The organism is Rubellimicrobium arenae (assembly GCF_017916275.1).
In the GTDB taxonomy this organism is placed as follows: Bacteria; Pseudomonadota; Alphaproteobacteria; order Rhodobacterales; family Rhodobacteraceae; genus Rubellimicrobium; species Rubellimicrobium arenae.
The window spans coordinates 23,709-41,917 of sequence record NZ_JAFMST010000007.1 but is presented as its reverse complement, the minus strand read 5'-3'; the positions used below and the strand labels follow the sequence as shown (position 1 = coordinate 41,917).

Here is an 18,209-nt window from a genome sequence, read left to right as displayed (position 1 = left end):
CGTTAATCCATCGATCACGGCCTGTCATCCCGCAGGGCGGCCATTCCGGGTCGATCTCTCGGAATTTCTACCGCGTCGTGATCGGCCGGGATCTCCGACGTCGGGATCGCCGGACGCGGCCTCCGGTCGCTCAGGCCGCGCGCCCGTCCGGCACGGCCATCATCTCCGCGGGGGCGAGGAGCCGGTGCGACATGCGGTCCAGGATGGCCTGCGCGACAATGGCGCCCATCTCGTTCGAGCTGGTCAGGCCCTGGCTGAACGGATGCCGATGCAGGAGGAACGGCAGGGCCAGGCAGTGGAGCTCGCGGTGCAGGGGCAGGTCGTTCACGGGACGGAACGCCTCGTCCAGCTCGACGCCGCCGGTCTCGACCGGGTCGCTGTCCTCGGTCCAGCTGCCCCGCGCCGACCGGGCCTGGCGGACGGCGTCCTGCGCCACCAGGGTCGGGAACGGCAGGTCCGGGGCGGCCATGGCGCGCTGGCCGGTCGCGTCGATGAACGCGGGGAAATGGATCTGGCGCCCTTCGCAGGTGACGAGAGCTCCGGTCTCGGCCGGGTCGAGCCGGTAGCCGGCCCCAAGCCTGAGCACGTCGAGCCGCCCCGCCCGGTGCAGGGCCAGCAGCCGTTCGATCGACTCGTGGGGGACGCTGGCGTAGTCGTCCACGAAGGCGGCCTTCCAGCTCGCGTGGAAACGCTCCAGGTCCCGGGCGGAAAGGTGGGGCAGGACGCGGGCCACCACCTCGTGCGTGCGCAGGATGGCGTAGCGCCAGGGCACGACATGGCCGCGGGCGTGATCGGCCTGCGCCTCGGCCAGGTTCCGCGCGGCCCAGGCGAAGGGATCATGGGCCTCGCGCTCCCGGAAATAGGCGTCCGCGAAGCTGTCCGCATCGAGCGTGGCCAGCCCGATCCGGGCGGCATAGTCGGGATCGGCCCGCACGAGCTCTTCGCGGAACAGGTCGAAGACCGCGTCGAGGAGGTCGGCCCGCCCCGAGGCGGCCAGGGCATCGACGGCTTCGGGCGTGCAGACGGCGTTGGGCCCGAACGGGATCGGATAAAGGAAGTCGGCCTCGGGCAGGAGCCCCTTGCGGGACATCAGCGTCGCGCGGAACCCGTCGGTGCCGGGCCCGGGGTGGTAATGCAGCAGGCCCGATGCGTCGCGAAGGAAGGCGCCGTGGCCTCCGGCCACCTCGACCAGCGCGTCGATGGCCGAAAGCGAGGTGCCGCGGATACCGACATGGACGTTGCGGATCGCCCGCAGGGAGGAGGTGGGATAGGGCGAGGCGAACCAGCCCGGATGGCGCTCGGACCCTGCGGGGAAGGCGTGGCCTGTGGCCATGACCACGTGATCGAAGGCAAGATTCGAGGTCCCGCCGTCGGGGCGCGTGACGGTGACGAGGATGTCGGCCTCGCGCAGCTCGATGTCGGTGACCCGGTGCGAGGGGCGGATCTCGACCCGGTCGCCCCGCGCCCGGGACCGGTCGGCCAAGAGCGCCAGTTGCGCGCGGAAGTATTCGCCCAGGACCACGCGGGGGAAGAACTCGCGGTCGGTGATCCGTTCGCGCGGCACGCTCAGCCGGGCGAGCTCGGCGTCCGGCTGGCGATGCAGCCAGGCGACCAGCGACTCCGTGACTGCGGGGATCTCGAGGCCGGCGATGTTGGACAGCATGGAACGGCCATTCACGCCGGGCGCATAGGGCATGCCCCAGCCCGCCTCGCTGTGCGCCTCGAAGATCGTGACGTCCAGGGGCCGCGATCCGTCCAGCAGATGCCGGAACGTGTAGATGCCGGTCGGGCCCGACCCGATGATGGCGATGCGTGGCGTCATGCGGACCTGTGGAAACGGGCGCGGGAAAGGTGGATCCCACCGCAAGGAGGGCGCCATCCGGCCTTGGCCGTCGTTGCGTGGGCTTAACACATGTTAAGCTAGACAGCCCCGAACGGCCTTCAACCCCGGTTCGGCTCGCTTTGCGGTGAACGCCAGGGGCCGCCCAAGGGGCGGGCCGTCCCTGGCCGAGCTGGGCGAGGGTCGGGCGCAGGGGTCAGGCGGAGGACGGCGGAGCCCGGTCCGGGGGCTGGCTCCCGCGATCGGCCGGTCGAGGTCCGGGAGGTCAGGCGATGGCGCGGGCGGCGTCCTGGGCCGAGGCCTCCTTGGCCGTTGCGCCGAACACATGGCCGATGCCGATGACGATCGGCTGGGACAGGTCGCTTTGTCCGACGGCGTCGGGCAGGGTCGCCAGGGTGGCGTGGGCGGTCCGCTCACCCGGGCGGCCCAGGGCCTGGCCGATCGCCGCCGGGGTGTCCGGCGACAGCCCCAGGGCGATGAGGCGTTCGGACAAACAGCCCGCCATGCGCGCGCCCATGTAGATGACCGTGGTGGCCGAAGGGTCGGCGATGGCGGCCCAGTCCAGATCCTCGGGCAGGCCGCCGTGCTTGCTGTGGCCGGTGACGAAGCGCACCGACTTGGCATGGTCGCGGTGGGTGAGCGAGGTGCCGAGCGTCGCCGCGAGCGCAAGCCCTGCCGACACGCCGGGCACCACGTCGTATGGGAGGCCCGCGGCCTTGAGCGCCGCGATCTCCTCGCCCGCGCGGCCGAAGATCATCGGGTCGCCGGACTTGAGCCGCACGACGCGCCGCCCGGCCTTGGCCAGCGTCACCATCAGGTCGTTGATCTCGTGCTGCTTGCAGGAGGGCCGGTCGGCGCGCTTGCCGACAAGGATGCGCTTGGCCTCGCGGCGGGCGAGTTCGAGCACGCCGTCGGAGACGAGGTCGTCGAACAGGATCACGTCGGCGGATTGCAGCGCCCGGACGGCCTTGAGGGTCAGGTGCTCCGGGTCGCCGGGACCGGCGCCGACAAAGGTGACGTGGCCGCCGCTGCGGGTGGGTGCGTCGAGCAGCCGGAGGAGGTCGGCTTCGGCATCGTCGCCGGGCGCGGGACCGAAGGCGCGGTCCACGAAGCCTTCCCAGAAGGCGCGGCGGGCCGGGCCGGGGGACAGCCGGGCCACCACGCGGTCGCGGACCGTCTGCGCCAGCGCGCCCCACTGGCTGAGCGAGCGGGGGAGCAGCGTCTCGATCCGGCGGCGGACGGCCTGGCCCAGGATCGGCGCCGCCCCGGTGGTGGAGATGCCGACCACGACCGGCGAACGGTTCACGACGGACCCGAACTGGAACTGGCAGAAGGCCGGGTTGTCGATGACGTTGACGGGCACGGCGGCGGCGCGGGCCGCGTCGACGAAAGCCTGGGCGCGCTCCGGGTCCTCCTCGTCGGCGATGGCGAGGGCGCAGCCCTGGAGGAGGTCGGGCGTCCAGTCGCAGGGCAGGTGGCGGACGGTCCCGGCCTGCACGAGGCGGGCCATCTCGTCCTCCAGCTCCGGGGCGGCGACGGTGACCTCCGCCCCGGCGGCGGCCAGAAGCTCGGCCTTCCAGGCGGCGGGATCGGTGCCTCCGGCGACGAGGGCGCGCTTGCCGTGCAGGTCGAAGAAGACCGGGAGGACCGACAGCGGCTCGACCCGCGCGGGGGCGGCGTCACTCGGCGGCAAGGAGGCGTTGCGCATGGATCAACTCCCGGATCTCGGAGCGGCAGGAGCCGCAGTTGGTGCCTGCCCTGGTGGCGTTGCCTATCGCGTCCACGCTGGTCGCGCCAGCGCGGACGGCGTCGGCGATCTCGTTCACCCCAACGCCCAGGCAGGCGCAGACGATGCGTCCCTTGTCGGGCTGCGGGGAGGGCGCGCGTCCCGAGAGCAGCGCGCGGCGGTCGAGCGCAGACAGGGGCCGGGCGCTCTCCAGCAGCGACAGCAGCCACGCCCGGTCGGGAAGCCGGTCCGGCGGCGCGACCAGCAGCGCCTCGGCCAGCGTGCCGTCCGGGGCGAGGGCGGCGGCCCGCCACGTCCCGGCCCGCTTGTCCGCATAGTCGATCAGGCCCTCGCGGGCGGTCGCGGGCAGCAGGGCGCGGGCGAGGAGGACGCCTTCTTCTGGCGGCTCGGCCCCGGTCAACTCGTAGGCCCAGCCGCCCGGGACGCGGGCGCGGCTCCAGTGGAGGAGGCCCGTCGGGCGCAGGTCGCGGCGCGTCAGCAGAAGCCCGACCCAGCGCGTCTCGGCCTTGGTGACCCGGACGGGGACATGCTTCAGCTCGGGCTGGCCGGAAAGCGCGTCGGTCGCCGGGTTGGAGAGGGGGCCGGTGCTGGCGCGGGCGGCGAAAAGGCCGCTCCAGTGCATCGGCAGGAACGCCTCGCCGGGGCGAAGGGCGTCGGAGATGCGGAGCCGGGCGAGGGCCTGGCCCAGGGGACTCTCGATGCGGACGAGGTCGCCGTCGCGGAGGCCGAGGCCCTGCGCCGCGTGGCGGGCGAGGTCGAGCACGGGCTCGGGCGCGTGGGTCATCAGGCGCGGCACGAGCCCGGTGCGCGTCATCGTGTGCCACTGGTCGCGGAGCCGTCCGGTGGTGAGCGCGATGGGGTGGTCGCGGTCGGTGGGCTTGGCGGGGCCCTCCTGCCGGACGGGAACAAGGTTCGCGCGGCCATCGGGGGTGGGGCAGCGGGTGGCGAGGAGGCGGCCGCCGGGCGGGGTGCCGCGCCTGGCGGGCCACTGGACGGGGGTGAGGGCCTCGTAGGCGTCGTCGGGAAGGTCCGCGAGGGCGCCGAGGTCGAGGAGGCGTTCGCCGTCGTTCTCGAAGGCGGTCAGGGCGGCGTGTTCCCTGAAGATCTCGGCCCGGGACTGGTAGGGGAAGGCGTCCGCGAATCCCATGCGGCGGGCGACGTCGGTGACGATCCGCCAGTCGGGGCGGGCCTCTCCGGGAAGGGGAAGGAAGGCGCGTTGGCGGGAGATGCGGCGTTCGCTGTTGGTGACGGTCCCGTCCTTCTCGCCCCAGGCCGCGGCGGGGAGGAGGACGTCGGCTTGGCGGGTGGTGTCGGTGCGGCTCACGTCGGAGACCACGAGGAACGGGACCGTCCGGAGCGCCTCGCGCACGCGGCTGGCGTCGGGCATGGAGACGGCGGGGTTGGTGCCCATGATCCAGAGCGCCTTGAGGGGGCCGGTGCGGGCGGCCTCGAACAGGTCCACGGCCTTGAGGCCGGGGCTGCGGGCGAGGTTCGGGGCGGTCCAGAAGCGCGACACGCGGTCGATCTCGGGGGCGCTGAACCCCATATGGGCGGCGAGCTGGTTGGCCAGGCCTCCGACCTCGCGGCCCCCCATGGCGTTGGGCTGACCGGTGACGCTGAACGGGCCCATGCCCTCGCGCCCGATGCGGCCCGTCGCGAGGTGGACGTTGAGGATCGCGCCCACCTTGTCGGTGCCGTGGGCGGACTGGTTCACGCCCTGGCTGTAGACGGTGACGGTGCGGGGCGTCGTGGTGAACCAGTCGTAGAAGTGGGCGAGGTCGGCGGGGTGGATGTCGCAGCCCTTGGCGACGCGGGCGCGGTCGGGCGCGTCGGCCTGGGCGAGTGCAAGGGTGGCCTCGAAGCCATTGGTGTGCGCCGCGATCCAGGCGGGGTCGGTCGCGGCGCTGGCCGCCACGTGGGCGAGGAGGCCATTGAAGAGGAGGACGTCGCTGCCCGGGCGGATGGCGAGGTGGAGGTCGGCGTCCTCTGCGGTGGCGGTGCGGCGGGGGTCGATGACGACGATCTTCGTGCCGCGCCGCTCCCTCGCCGCGAGGAGGCGCTGGTGCAGGACCGGGTGGCACCAGGCGAGGTTGGAGCCCACGAGGACGGTGAGGTCGGCCTGTTCCAGGTCCTCGTAGGTGCCCGGCACGATGTCCTCGCCGAAGGCCCGCTTGTGGCCCGCCACGGACGACGCCATGCAGAGCCGCGAGTTGGTGTCGATGTTGGCGGTGCCGATGAAGCCCTTCAGGAGCTTGTTGGCGACGTAGTAGTCCTCGGTCAGGAGCTGGCCGGAGACGTAGAAGCCGACGGAGTCGGGGCCGTGCCGGGCGACGGTCTCGGTGAATCGGTGCGCCACGAGGTCGAGGGCGGCGTCCCAGGTAGTGCGCTGGCCTTTCACCTCGGGGTGCAGGACGCGGCCGTCGAGGGCCATGGTCTCGCCGAGCGCCGCGCCCTTGGAGCAAAGGCGGCCGAAGTTGGAGGGGTGGTCCGGGTCGCCCCGGACATGGACGCGGTCGCCCTCGACGCGCGCGAGGACGCCGCAGCCCACGCCGCAATAGGGGCAGGTGGTCCGGACCTCTCCGCTCACGCCGCGACCCTCGCCCCGATGGCCGCGCGCAGGAGGAGGATGCGGCTGCCCTCGACGCGGACGGGGATCGTCTCGACCGCGCCCTCGTCGGCGCCCTGGGCCTGGCCGGTTTCGAGCGAGATGACCCAGTTGTGGAGCGGGCAGGTGACGGAATGGCCGTGGACGATGCCTTCGGTCAGCGGGCCGCCCTTGTGGGGGCATTCGTTGCGGATCGCGAAGACGCGGTCGTCGGCGGTGCGGAAGACGCCGATCCGGCCGGTGGGAGTCTGCACGCAGCGCGAGCCGCGCAAGGGGAGGTCGTCGAGGTTGCCGATGTCGATCCAGATGCTCATTCCGCAGCCTCCTGATAGCCGACGACCGCCATCGGCTTGAACTCGTGCTTGTCCTTGCCCGAGACGCGCTCGGACCAGGGGTCCACCTGGGCGAACCTTTGGGAAACGACGAAGCGGTCGAAGAAGGCGCGACGGCGATCGGCGTCCTCCATGATCTGCCGCTTGATCTCGGGGACGCCGATCCGTTTGGCCCATTTGTAGATGCGTTCGAGGTAGCGGGCCTGCTCGCGGTACATCTGCGTGAGGGCGACGACGATCTCCAGCGCCTCGTCCTCGGTCGCGGCGTGACCCAGGACCTCAGTCCCCTTAATGTCGAGGCCGGCGGCGCCCGCGAAGTGGATCTCGTAGCCCGAGTCCACGCAGATGACGCCGATGTCCTTGCAGGTCGCCTCGGCGCAGTTGCGGGGGCAGCCCGAGACGGCGAGCTTGAGCTTGGCGGGCGTCCAGGAGCCCCACATGAACTTCTCGAGCCGGATGCCGAGGCCGGTGGAGTCCTGCGTGCCGAAGCGGCACCATGTGTTGCCCACGCAGGTCTTCACCGTCCGCAGGCCCTTGGCGTAGGCCTGGCCCGAGACGAAGCCGGCCTTGCCAAGGTCGGCCCAGACGGCCGGAAGATCCTCCTTGCGGATGCCCAGCATGTCGATCCGCTGGCCGCCCGTGACCTTGACGGCGGGGATATCGAACTTGTCCACCACGTCGGCGATGGCGCGGAGTTCCTTGGCCGAGGTCATGCCGCCCCACATCCGGGGGACCACCGAATAGGTGCCGTCCTTCTGGATGTTGGCGTGGACACGCTCGTTGACGAAGCGGGACTGGTAGTCGTCGGCGTATTCGTCCGGCCAGTCGCAGACGAGGTAATAGTTGAGCGCGGGCCGGCACTTGGCGCAGCCGCAGGAGGTCTTCCACTCCAGCTCCTGCATCACGGCGGGGATGGTCTTGAGGGCCTTGGCGCGGATCAGGCGGCGGACCTCGTCGTGGCCGTGGGTCGTGCAGGGGCACATCGGGGGCACGGCGGTGGGATTGTAGGTGTCGCCCAGCTCCAGCCTGAGGAGCTTTTCCACGAGGCCGGTGCAGGTGCCGCAGGACGCGGAGGCCTTGGTGTGGGCGCGCACGCCGTCGAGGTCGGTCAGGCCCTTGGCGCGGATCGCGCCGGTGATCCTGCCCTTGCAGACGCCGTTGCAGCCGCAGATCTCGGCATCATCCGAGAGGGCCGCAACGGCCGCCAAAGGGTCCGCGGAGGCGCCCCCTTGGCCCGACTGGAACATCTGCCCGAAGATCAGCGTGTCCCGCATATCGGAGACGTCGGTGGCCTTCTTCTTGAGGTCGTTGAACCAGGCGCCGTCGGCGGTCTCGCCGTAGAGGACGGTGCCGATGATCCGGTTGTCCCTGAGGACGATGCGCTTGTAGACGCCCGCGCTCGCGTCGCGGAGCACGATCTCCTCGCGGTCGTCGCCCTCGGCGAAATCGCCCAGAGAGTAGAGATCGATGCCGGTGACCTTGAGCTTCGTGGGCGTGTCCTGGTGCACGAACCTGGGCGCGGTGTCGTCCGCGAGATGCGCGGCCAGGACACGGGCCTGCTCGTAGAGGGGGGCCACGAGGCCGTAGACCTGCCCGCCGACCTCGGCGCATTCACCGAGAGAGTAGATCGCCGGGTCGGAGGTCTGCATGGCGTCGGTGGTGACGATGCCGCGCGCGACCTCCAGCCCCGCCTCCCTGGCGATCTGGACGTTCGGTCGGATGCCCACGGCCATGACGACGAGGCTCGCGGGGATCAGGGTTCCATCGGCGAGTTCCACGGCCTTGACCCGGTCCTCGCCGAGGATGGCCTTGGTGATGGCCTTCGTGATGACGTGGATGCCCCGGCGCTTCAGTTCCTTTTCGAGGAGGTATCCGGCGGCGGGGTCGAGCTGGCGCTCCATCAGCGTCGGCATGACATGGAGGACGGTGACCTCCATTCCGCGTTGCTTGAGGCCGGCGGCGGCCTCGAGGCCCAGGAGGCCGCCGCCGATGACGACGGCACGGCCCCCCTTGTCTGCGACCTCCAGCATCTGCTGGACGTCGTCGAGGTCGCGGTAGGCGAGGACGCCGGGCAGGTCGCGGCCCGGAACGGGGATCATGAACGGGTTGGAGCCGGTGGCGATGACGAGGCGGTCGTAGGGGGCGGTGATGCCCTGGTCGGATGTCACGGTCCGGGCCGTCCGGTCGATCTGCGTGACGCGGTGCCCGCGATGGAGCGTGATACCGTGGGCGGCGTACCAAGCGTCGTCGTGGATGACGATGTCGCCGTAGGTCTTTTCGCCTGACAGTACCGGGGACAGCATGATCCGGTCGTAGTTCACCCGGGGCTCGGCGTTGAAGATGGTCACGTGGTAGGCGCCGGGGGCCTGCGCGAAAAGGTGCTCCAGCATCCGGCCCGGGGCCATGCCGTTGCCGATGATGACGAGGCGCTCGGTCATTGTCGGGGTCCTCAGGGTTCGGGACGGGGACGCGGCGGAGGCGGTCCGCCGCGTGGAGGTCATTCGGCGGGAAGGGGGGCGGGGGCGGCGTTCAGGCGGCGCACCACCGAGGTCATCCAGGCGAAGCAGATCGCGACCAGCACGAAGAGCAGCATGAAGCAGCTCGACCACAGGCCGGTCGCGTCCTTGAGCATCCCGAAGGCGAAGGGCAGGACGAAGCCGCCCAGGCCGCCGATCATGCCGACCAGGCCGCCGACCGCGCCGACGTTGGTCGGGTAATAGGCCGGGATGTGCTTGTAGACGGCGGCCTTGCCCAGGGCCATGAAGAAGCCCAGCACGAAGATCACCGCGATGAAGGCGGGGACGGAGAGGGCGGCCCGCGCCGTGCCGTCGGCGGCGTTGCCCGAGGAAGGGGCCGACAGGATCAGCGTGCAGAGCGCCGAGACCGCGAAGGTCCAGACCAGCACCCGGCGCGCGCCGATCCGGTCCGACAGGTGCCCGCCCCAGGCCCGCACCACCGAGGCCGGGATCGAGTAGGCCGCGCCGATCATGCCCGCGGTCTTGATGTCGAAGCCGTAGACCCCGATCAGGTAGCGCGGCAGCCAGAGCGCCAGCGCCACGAAGGCCCCGAACGAGAAGAAGTAGTAGAGGGCGAAGCGCCAGACGCGGATGTCCTTGAGCGGCTCGAACTCCGCCAGGAAGGGGCGGGCCGGGGCGGCGGCGCCCTTGCGGCGGGCGACGATCACCGGGTCGTCCTCGGTCGAACACCAGAAGACTACAGCCATGACGGCGAGGGCGGCGGCCCAGACCAGCGCGGTCGTCTCCCAGCCATAGGCCACCAGGACGAAGGGCGCGACGAACTTGGTCACCGCCGCGCCGACGTTGCCCACCCCGAAGATGCCGAGTGCCGTCCCCTGCCGGCCGGCCGGGTAGAACCGCGACACATAGGCCACGCCCACCGCGAAGGACCCGCCCGCGAGGCCCACGCCCAGCGCGGCCAGCAGCATCTGGTTGTAGGTGGTCGCAAAGGACAGCAGCACCGTGGAGGCGGAGGCCAGCAGCATCGTCGCCGTATAGACCAGCCGCCCGCCGAAGCGGTCCGTCCAGATCCCCAGCACCAGCCGCACCAGCGATCCCGACAGCACCGGCATCCCGATCAGGAGGCCGAAGGCGGTCTCGCTCAGGCCCAGCTCCTCTTTGATCTTCACGCCGATGATCGAGAAGATCGTCCAGACGGCAAAGCAGACGGTGAAGGCGACGGTGGACAGGGCCAGCGCCCGCGAGGGCGAGCCGGGGTCGTGCGGAGACAGGGCGTCGGACATGAGACTCTCCTGGGCGCGGAGGGACGTCCGCGCGCTGTGAGGGAAATGAAAAAGCCGCCGTCAGATGGTTCTGGCCCACTCCGAGGGAGAGTGGCCCGAACTCCTGACCGGCGGCTTTGCCAGGCGCCCTCCGTTGGGCGCCGAAGTGGGAGGATGTCCTAAGGGCTAGCCCAGAACCGCAGGTCCGCCAACCCGGAAAATCGTGGATATCGGAAGAAAATCAGATACATGATCTGCCTGCCAGTTAGGCATCGCCAGCCTCGGGGCGATGCCGGCGAAGGCGGTTTGCGCACTGCACAGCATATGGGCGCCGATCTCACGCCCTTTGGGCGTCCGGCGAACCTTGCTGCGCGGCGACATAGGCGTCGAGCGAATCGGGGTCGAACCGGGCTCCGTCGAAGAAGCCGTCCGGGCCGAGCACGAGGCTCGCCCCGGACGATCCGACCGGGGTGGGACGGGTCAGGGCGCCCTCGACCTTGGCGTTCGCGGAGGGGAGCGCCACCCCGAGCGGGCCCAGCGCGCGGCGGTAAAGGTCGGGGCGATAGGTGTCCCGCGCGATCTGGGCGGCGCGGGGTGCATGGGCGACCTGGCCCCATCGGACCATCTGGCTGTAGAACCACAGCGCATGGCTTTTCCATGGGAAGGTCGCGGCCGAAGCCTGGGGCACGAAGAAGTCCGGCACGGCCGCCACCTCGTCCGGCGCGATGCGGAGCTGGCCGGTCAGCGCCGGCAGGAGCCGATCCGCGGGGCAGCCCACATGGGCCGGGTCCGAGAGCAGGGCGGCAAGCTCCTCCCGGTTCGCGGGGGTTCCGCACCAGACCGCCGCGCGGTGCAGGGCGCGGAGCAGGGCGTCGAGCGCCTCGGGGTGCGTCCCGGCCCAGGCGGCATCGACGCCCAGAACCTTTTCCGGGCTTTGCCGCCAGATCGCGGCCTTGACGGTGGCGATCCGGCCCGAGCCCTGCGCGACCGCCACGGTGTTCCAGGGCTCGCCCGCGCAGAAGCCGTCCAGGGCGCCGGAGGCCAGGGCGTCGGGCATGAGCGACGGCGGGAGGATGAGGATGTCGATGTCCTGCCCCGGCACGATCCCGCAGGCAGAGAGCCAGTAGCGCAGCTCGTAGTTGTGGCTGGAATGCGGATGCACGACGGCGAAGCGCAGCCGCGCCCAGCCGTCCCGCGCGCGGCAGGCGACCACCTCGCGCAGGGCGTGACCCGTCCCGGCGGGCGAAAGGTCGGGCCGGGCGCCCTCGCGCTCCATCAGGGACCAAAGGGCGTTCGAGACCGTGACCGCGTTGCCACCGAGTCCCAGCGCCATGGGGACCACGGTCGGCGCCGCCAGCGGCGTAAGGCCCAGGTTGCAGGCGATGGGCATGGGGCCGAGCATGTGCGCGACCTGAACATGGCCGACCGCGATCCGGTCCCGGATGTTGGCCCAGGAGGTTTCGCGAAGCAGCGTGAGGTCGATCCCTTCCGCCTCGGCGAAGCCCTTCGTCCGGGCGGCGACAAGGAGCGCGCTGTCGAGGAGCGGCATGAATCCCGCGATGATCCGGTGCGTCACGGCTCGTCTCCCAGCAGGTCCGCGGCGGTCACGAGGCTTTGGGCGATCTCGGCGATCTTGCGGTTCTTGTTCATGGCCGTCCTGCGGAGCAGCGCATAGGCCTCGTCCTCGGAGATGTTTCTGCGTTTCATGAGGAGGCGCTTGGCCGTGTCCACGACCTTTCGGCCCTCCAGCTCCTCCCGGGCTTCCTGGAGTTCGCGCGTCAGGCGGGCAAAGGCGTTGAAGCGGCTCACCGCCATGTCGAGGATGGGCTTGACCCGTTCCTGCCGGAGCCCGTCCACGACATAGGCCGAGACCCCGGCCTCGACCGCCGCGGCGATCGAAGCGCTGTCGGAGCGGTCCACGAACATCGCCACGGGGCGTCGGACGGCGCGCGAAAGCTGGAACATGTCCTCGAGCATATCGCGATTCGGGTTCTCGAGGTCGATGACGATGACGTCCGGCGCGGCCTCCTGGATGCGGCGGGCGATGCCGGCCATCGAATGGACAAGGGTCACCTGGTCGTGCCCGGCCTCGCGCAGGCCCGCCTCGATGATCGCGGCGCGGGCGCGGTTCTCGTCGATGACGAGGATCGAGAGCAGGGGATCGGCCATGCCTCATCTGTCCTGCGGTCCCGGCCCGGCGCAAGCCCGAGCCGGGCCGGACGGCGGGATCGGGCGTCCCGCCGCGCCATAGTGCCTTTCGGACGGGCAGCGTGGAACGATCCGGGGCTCTGCACGGCCTTCCCCGCCATGGGCGCGGGTGGTTCGACGCCGCCGCGGGGTCCGTTTTCCTCATCTCCGACCCTGCTGAAGATCCGTTCGATCCCTCGGGTGCCGGTTAAATGGGCGCTTGGCCCCGCGCTGCCCGTTCGTTGACCAATCCGCGGGACCCTGCCGGTCGGGACGGCAGCGGCCATTGCGAGCCGCCTCGGGCGCCGTGTTTGCTGGGCCAAGGCTCCAACGAGGGGGCCTGGACAGAGCGTCGCGCAGGGCCGGTCGGCCAGACAGGAGCCCCCGCGCGACGGCAGCAAGAACAACGGCTGCGGCGCAAGGATAGCCGCGGGTTTCCGGCGCGCAAGCGATCGGTGCCCGTGCGCCATGGCCCGGCCATGGACAGGGATTTTCGGGAATGACCATCAAGACCAGCCTTTCCGTTGCGGCGCTCGCGGCCGCTCTGGGGGCCAGCGCCGCAACCGCCCAGCAGGCCTGCCCCATCAAGGTCGGCGTCCTCCATTCGCTGTCGGGGACCATGGCGATCTCCGAGACGACGCTGAAGGACACCATGCTCATGCTGATCGACCAGCAGAACAAGAAGGGTGGTCTGCTGGGTTGCCAGATCGAGCCGGTGGTCGTCGACCCCGCGTCGGACTGGCCGCTCTTCGCCGAGAAGGCGCGCGAGCTGCTCACGGTGGACCATGTGGACGTGATCTTCGGGGCCTGGACCTCGGTCAGCCGCAAGTCGGTGCTGCCGGTGCTGGAAGAGCTCGACGGCCTGATGTTCTACCCCGTCCAGTACGAGGGCGAGGAATCGTCGCGCAACGTCTTCTACACCGGCGCCGCCCCGAACCAGCAGGCGATCCCGGCGGTGGACTATTACCTAGACGAGCTGGGCATCAAGAAGTTCGCCCTGCTGGGCACCGACTACGTCTACCCGCGCACCACGAACAACATCCTGACCGCCTACCTCGAGTCGAAGGGCATCCCGGAGAGCGACATCTTCGTCAACTACACGCCCTTCGGCCAGTCGGACTGGGCGACGATCGTGTCGGACGTGAAGGCGCTGGCCGCCGACGGCGAGCCGGTGGGCGTGATCTCGACCATCAACGGCGACGCGAACATCGGCTTCTACAAGGAGCTGGCGGCGCAGGGCATCTCGGCGGACGACATGCCGGTCGTGGCCTTCTCGGTCGGCGAGGAGGAGCTGTCGGGCCTCGACACCTCGAACCTCGTGGGGCACCTCGCGGCCTGGAACTACTTCATGTCCGCCGACACGCCCGAGAACGAGGCCTTCATCCAGGCCTGGCACGACTACATCGGCGACGACGCCCGCGTGACCAACGACCCGATGGAGGCCCACTACATCGGCTTCAACATGTGGGTGAACGCCGTCACGCAGGCCGGCACGACCGACGTGGACGCGGTGATCGACGCCATGGTCGGCCAGACGTTCCCGAACCTCACGGGCGGCACCGCCGAGATGCTGCCGAACCACCACCTGACCAAGCCGGTGCTGATCGGCGAGATCCGGGACGACGGCCAGTTCGACATCATCTCGCAGACCGATCCGGTGGCGGGCGACGCCTGGACGGACTTCCTGCCCGAATCCGCCGTGCTCGAGTCCGATTGGTCCAAGCTGCATTGCGGCATGTACAACACGCAGACCCAGACCTGCGTGCAGCTCACCTCCAACTACTGAGAAAGGGCCGGGGGGCCTCCGGGTCCCCCGGACATCACGATGCGCATCGTCCTTGCCCTCATCGCGGCGCTCTGGGCTTCCATGGCCTCGGCGCAGACCCTCCAGGACCTGCTCCAGGCGGATCCCGAGGCGATCTCGGACCCGTCGCGCCGCACGGTGGGCGAAGTGCTGGACCGGCTCGTGGCCTCGGGCCTGCCCGAGGTGCCCACCTTCCTCGAACGCTGGCAGGCCAAGGAGGTCGTCCAGCGCCAGAGCGACGGCCTGTTCTTCTACGGGACCAAGGAGGGCGGCGGGCATGTCCTGTTCGATGTCTCCTCGGGCGAGGAGGTCGGCCACAGCGGCCCGCGCGAGGTCGACGAGCTCAGGCCCAACGCGGGCGTGCGGGGCGTGATCGGGTCGGCGCTGATCCAGTTCCAGCTGTCCGATCCCGACATCGCGCGGCGTCAGGCGGCTCTCGATGCCATCGCCAAGGACCCCGCGCCCGAGCAGCTGGAGCCGCTGCGCGCCTCGCTGGAGGGCGAGGACGACCCGGGGGTCCTGGCCCGCAAGGAGCGGCTGGAGAACCTGCTGGCCGCCCGCTTCGAGGCGGACCCGGAGGCCCGCATCGCCGCCATCGAGGCCCTGGGCTCCGACATCACGGTCGAAGCCCGCGCCGTCCTGAACCAGATCCTTTCGAGCGAGCCCCGGGCCGCCGACGCCATTCCCGCCGAGGCCAACGTCGCCTGGAAGCTGACGCCGGGGAGCGACGAGCTCCCGCGCGAGGCCGCCTATGTCATGCTGGTGGAGGCCGGCCTCGCGCCGCCCCGGGTGACCGAGAACGCGATCCGCGACGCCCTCGTCGCGGCCCTTGCCGGGGGAAAGGTGGGTGATGCGCCGGTGGCCACCCTGGGTTCGGACGAGGCGCGGCACGCGGCCTATGACGCCATCGCCCCTGCGCGCGGGCTGCCGCCCCGCATCTCCGAGGAGGAGGTCGACGCGGCGCTGGGGTCCCATGCCTTCTGGCAGGATTATGCGGAGAAGGACGCCGCGATCACCGGCGCGGCCGAGCGTGCGCTGGCGTCGGCCGTCACCCGGGTCAGCCTCTACCAGGCCGCGGACATCGCCTTGGACGCGATCTCGCTGGCCTCGATCTACTTCCTTGCGGCCATCGGGCTGGCCATTACCTTCGGGGTCATGGGCGTCATCAACATGGCCCATGGCGAGTTCATCATGATGGGCGCCTACACCGGCTATGTCGTGCAGACGCTGGTGCCCGACTACACGCTGTCGCTGATCCTCGCGCTGCCGCTGGCCTTTGCCGTGACCTTCGCGGCGGGGGTCGCGATGGAACGGCTCGTGATCCGCCACCTTGCGCATCGCCCGCTGGAAACGCTGCTCGCCACCTTCGGGATCTCGATCGCGCTCCAGCAGATCGCCAAGAACATCTTCGGGACGCAGGCGCGGCCGCTGACCTCGCCGTCCTGGCTCGACGGAGCCTGGATCGTGAACGACGTGCTGGGCATCGCCTACATCCGGATCGCCATCTTCGTGCTGGCGCTCCTGTTCCTGGGGCTGCTGCTCTTCATCCTCAACCGGACGCGGCTGGGGCTCGAGGTGCGCGCCGTCACGCAGAACCCCGGCATGGCGGCCTCCATGGGAATCGACCCCGACCGCATCGCGATGCTGACCTTCGGGCTGGGGTCGGGGATCGCGGGGATCGCCGGGGTGGCCATCGGGCTCTACGCCAAGGTCACGTCCGAGATGGGCTCGGACTACATCGTCCAGAGCTTCATGACCGTCGTCGTCGGCGGCGTGGGCAACGTCTGGGGGACGCTGGCCGGAGCCTCGCTGATCGGGATCCTCCAGAAGGGGATCGAATGGTTCAACCCGTCGAACACCCTCGCGGCCCAGACCTACATGATCCTCTTCATCATCGCCTTCATCCAGTTCCGGCCCCGCGGCATCGTCGCGATGAAGGGCCGCGCGGCAGGAGCCTGACCCCATGACCACAGCGCCCGTCCCGGCCCTGCGCCGCCGCCCGATCCTGGCCGACAACCCTTCGGTGCTCTGGGCCCTCCTCGTGCTGGCCATCGTCACGCTGGGCGTGACGGTCCTGGCCGAGGGAGCCGGGGCGGGGGTGATCTCCACCTCCTTCGTGAAAACCCTGGGCAAGACGCTCTGCCTGTGCCTCGCGGCCGTCGCGATGGATGTCGTCTGGGGCTACTGCGGGATCCTGAGCCTGGGCCACATGGCCTTTTTCGGGATCGGGGGCTACGCCGTCGGCCAGTGGCTGATGACCGCCCGAACCTACGACATCGTCGCGCAGAGCCTGGCGGGGCAGCCGCTTCCGCCAACCCCGCGCGAACTCGACCAGGCCGTGGCGACGCAGATCTTCGGGGTGGTGGGCTCGGACCACTTTCCCTGGATCTGGGCGTTCTCCCACAGCCTCCCGCTCCAGCTTCTCATGGTGGTCCTGGTGCCCGGGCTGCTGGCCGGGGTCTTCGGCTGGCTGGCCTTCCGGTCGCGCGTGACGGGGGTCTACCTGTCGATCCTGACCCAGGGCATGACGCTGGCCCTGTCGCTCTGGCTGTTCCAGAACGACTCGGGGCTGCGCGGGAACAACGGGCTGTCCGGCCTCCAGAACATTCCCGGCCTCGAGGGCTGGGGCCAGGACCGGATCTCCATCGCCTTTTTCTGGGCCTCGGCCCTGGCGCTCGGGCTGGGCTACCTGCTCTTCGCCTGGCTCACCTCGGGGCGGCGGGGCTCGGTGATCCGGGCGATCCGCGACGACGAGGCGCGGGTGCGCTTCCTGGGCTACGGCGTCGAGGGGACCAAGCTCCTCGTCTTCACGCTGACCGCGGTCGTCGCGGCCATCGCGGGCGCGCTCTATTACCCGCAGGCGGGCATCATCAACCCGGGCGAGGTCGCGCCGCTGGCGTCGATCTACCTTGCCGTCTGGGTCGCCATCGGCGGGCGCGGTCGGCTTTACGGCGCGGCGCTCGGGGCGGCGCTGGTCTCGCTCATGTCCTCGTGGTTCACGGGCGGCGGCGTCCCGGACATCCCGCTCGGCATCTATACGGTCCAGTGGACCGACTGGTGGACCGTGCTCCTGGGGCTGGCCTTCGTGGCGGTGACCCTTCTCGCCCCCAAGGGGCTGGGCGGGCTCTTCGACCTGATGCCCCGCGCGCCGTCCCGCCGGCAGGGGGACTGGGGGCCCGACGACGGCGCGTGGCGCAACGAGGAGGGCGAGCCATGACGACGCTTCTCGAGGTCGACTCGATCTCGGTGTCCTTCGACGGCTTCAAGGCCATCAACAACCTGTCGCTGACCATCCCCGAGACGGGCCTGCGGGCGATCATCGGGCCGAACGGCGCGGGCAAGACGACGTTCATGGACATCGTCACGGGCAAGACCCGGCCCGACAGCGGACGCGTCCTTTGGGGGCAGGGCGGCATGGATCTCGTGGGGATGAGCGAGTCGCGCATCGCCCGGCTGGGCCTGGGGCGCAAGTTCCAGCGGCCCACGGTGTTCGAGGCGCAGACCGTGGCCGAGAACCTCGACATGGCGCTGAGGAACGCGCGCAACCCGCTGGCGGTCCTCCTGGCGCGGCGGACGGACGGCGACCGCGCCAGGATCGCCGCCTTGGCTGAGGAGATCGGCCTGCTCCATCACCTCGGCCGACGCGCCGGAGAGCTCAGCCATGGCCAGAAGCAGTGGCTGGAGATCGGGATGCTCCTTGCGCAGGACCCGCGCCTGATGCTGGTGGACGAGCCCGCCGCCGGCATGACCGTCGCCGAGCGGGAGCACACGACCGACCTCCTCCGGCGCGCGGCGCGGACCCGGGCGGTGGTGGTGGTGGAGCACGACATGGAGTTCGTGCGCCGGCTGGAATGCCGGGTCACGGTGCTCCACGAGGGGCGGGTCCTGGCCGAGGGAAGCCTCGACCACGTGACCGGAAATCAGGACGTCATCGACGTGTATCTGGGGCGCTGAC

The 18,209-nt window shown here is 70.6% G+C and carries 12 protein-coding genes; 4 read left to right on the top strand and 8 right to left on the bottom strand.

The features are described from left to right. Window positions 1-130: 130 nt before the first annotated feature. From J3P31_RS12130 to J3P31_RS12095, 8 genes are all read right to left on the bottom strand, one after another. Window positions 131-1,822: an FAD/NAD(P)-binding protein gene (locus tag J3P31_RS12130; protein ID WP_210528729.1), complete on the bottom strand. Its 1,692-nt coding sequence runs from the start codon at window positions 1,820-1,822 to the stop codon at window positions 131-133. 283 nt (window positions 1,823-2,105) lie between these two features. Beyond that, a complete protein-coding gene (gene cysG / locus J3P31_RS12125; protein ID WP_210528728.1) occupies window positions 2,106-3,548 on the bottom strand; it encodes a siroheme synthase CysG in 1,443 nt (480 codons plus the stop codon). Then, a complete protein-coding gene (locus J3P31_RS12120; RefSeq protein WP_210528727.1) occupies window positions 3,520-6,174 on the bottom strand; it encodes a nitrate reductase in 2,655 nt (884 codons plus the stop codon). Before J3P31_RS12120 ends, cysG begins: the two co-directional genes overlap by 29 nt. After that, window positions 6,171-6,506, bottom strand: a complete 336-nt coding sequence (gene nirD, locus J3P31_RS12115; RefSeq protein ID WP_210528726.1) for a nitrite reductase small subunit NirD — start codon at window positions 6,504-6,506, stop codon at window positions 6,171-6,173. Before nirD ends, J3P31_RS12120 begins: the two co-directional genes overlap by 4 nt. After that, entirely contained in the window at window positions 6,503-8,962 is a 2,460-nt protein-coding gene (nirB, locus tag J3P31_RS12110) for a nitrite reductase large subunit NirB (protein WP_210528725.1), read from the bottom strand. The genes nirD and nirB overlap by 4 nt, the downstream gene beginning before the upstream one ends. A 59-nt stretch (window positions 8,963-9,021) precedes the next feature. Continuing rightward, window positions 9,022-10,284, bottom strand: a complete 1,263-nt coding sequence (locus tag J3P31_RS12105; protein ID WP_210528724.1) for an MFS transporter — start codon at window positions 10,282-10,284, stop codon at window positions 9,022-9,024. A gap of 316 nt (window positions 10,285-10,600) precedes the next feature. After that, a complete protein-coding gene (locus tag J3P31_RS12100; RefSeq protein ID WP_368373072.1) occupies window positions 10,601-11,839 on the bottom strand; it encodes a CmpA/NrtA family ABC transporter substrate-binding protein in 1,239 nt (412 codons plus the stop codon). Continuing rightward, a complete protein-coding gene (locus tag J3P31_RS12095; RefSeq protein ID WP_210528723.1) occupies window positions 11,836-12,432 on the bottom strand; it encodes an ANTAR domain-containing response regulator in 597 nt (198 codons plus the stop codon). The genes J3P31_RS12100 and J3P31_RS12095 overlap by 4 nt, the downstream gene beginning before the upstream one ends. 517 nt (window positions 12,433-12,949) lie before the next feature. Here J3P31_RS12095 and urtA point away from each other — a divergent pair. From urtA to urtD, 4 genes are read left to right on the top strand one after another with little or no spacing between them, the layout of a single operon-like run. After that, entirely contained in the window at window positions 12,950-14,236 is a 1,287-nt protein-coding gene (urtA, locus tag J3P31_RS12090) for an urea ABC transporter substrate-binding protein (RefSeq protein WP_210528722.1), read from the top strand. Between the two features lie 39 nt (window positions 14,237-14,275). Further along, window positions 14,276-16,213 (top strand): urea ABC transporter permease subunit UrtB, encoded by a 1,938-nt coding sequence (gene urtB, locus J3P31_RS12085; protein WP_210528721.1) that lies wholly within the window; start codon window positions 14,276-14,278, stop codon window positions 16,211-16,213. A gap of 4 nt (window positions 16,214-16,217) precedes the next feature. Next, complete coding sequence (locus J3P31_RS12080; protein ID WP_210528720.1) at window positions 16,218-17,471, top strand: ABC transporter permease subunit; 1,254 nt, start codon at window positions 16,218-16,220, stop codon at window positions 17,469-17,471. Next, window positions 17,468-18,208, top strand: a complete 741-nt coding sequence (gene urtD / locus J3P31_RS12075; protein ID WP_210528719.1) for an urea ABC transporter ATP-binding protein UrtD — start codon at window positions 17,468-17,470, stop codon at window positions 18,206-18,208. Before J3P31_RS12080 ends, urtD begins: the two co-directional genes overlap by 4 nt. Window position 18,209 lies beyond the last annotated feature (1 nt).

Excerpts from the sequence above, each read along its gene's own strand:
- J3P31_RS12130 (WP_210528729.1), bottom strand. The coding sequence starts at position 1,822 with ATGACGCCACGCATCGCCATCATCGGGTCGGGCCCGACCGGCATCTAC.
- cysG (WP_210528728.1), bottom strand. The coding sequence starts at position 3,548 with ATGCGCAACGCCTCCTTGCCGCCGAGTGACGCCGCCCCCGCGCGGGTC.
- nirD (WP_210528726.1), bottom strand. The coding sequence starts at position 6,506 with ATGAGCATCTGGATCGACATCGGCAACCTCGACGACCTCCCCTTGCGC.
- nirB (WP_210528725.1), bottom strand. The coding sequence starts at position 8,962 with ATGACCGAGCGCCTCGTCATCATCGGCAACGGCATGGCCCCGGGCCGG.
- J3P31_RS12105 (WP_210528724.1), bottom strand. The coding sequence starts at position 10,284 with ATGTCCGACGCCCTGTCTCCGCACGACCCCGGCTCGCCCTCGCGGGCG.
- J3P31_RS12095 (WP_210528723.1), bottom strand. The coding sequence starts at position 12,432 with ATGGCCGATCCCCTGCTCTCGATCCTCGTCATCGACGAGAACCGCGCC.
- urtA (WP_210528722.1), top strand. The coding sequence starts at position 12,950 with ATGACCATCAAGACCAGCCTTTCCGTTGCGGCGCTCGCGGCCGCTCTG.
- urtB (WP_210528721.1), top strand. The coding sequence starts at position 14,276 with ATGCGCATCGTCCTTGCCCTCATCGCGGCGCTCTGGGCTTCCATGGCC.
- J3P31_RS12080 (WP_210528720.1), top strand. The coding sequence starts at position 16,218 with ATGACCACAGCGCCCGTCCCGGCCCTGCGCCGCCGCCCGATCCTGGCC.
- urtD (WP_210528719.1), top strand. The coding sequence starts at position 17,468 with ATGACGACGCTTCTCGAGGTCGACTCGATCTCGGTGTCCTTCGACGGC.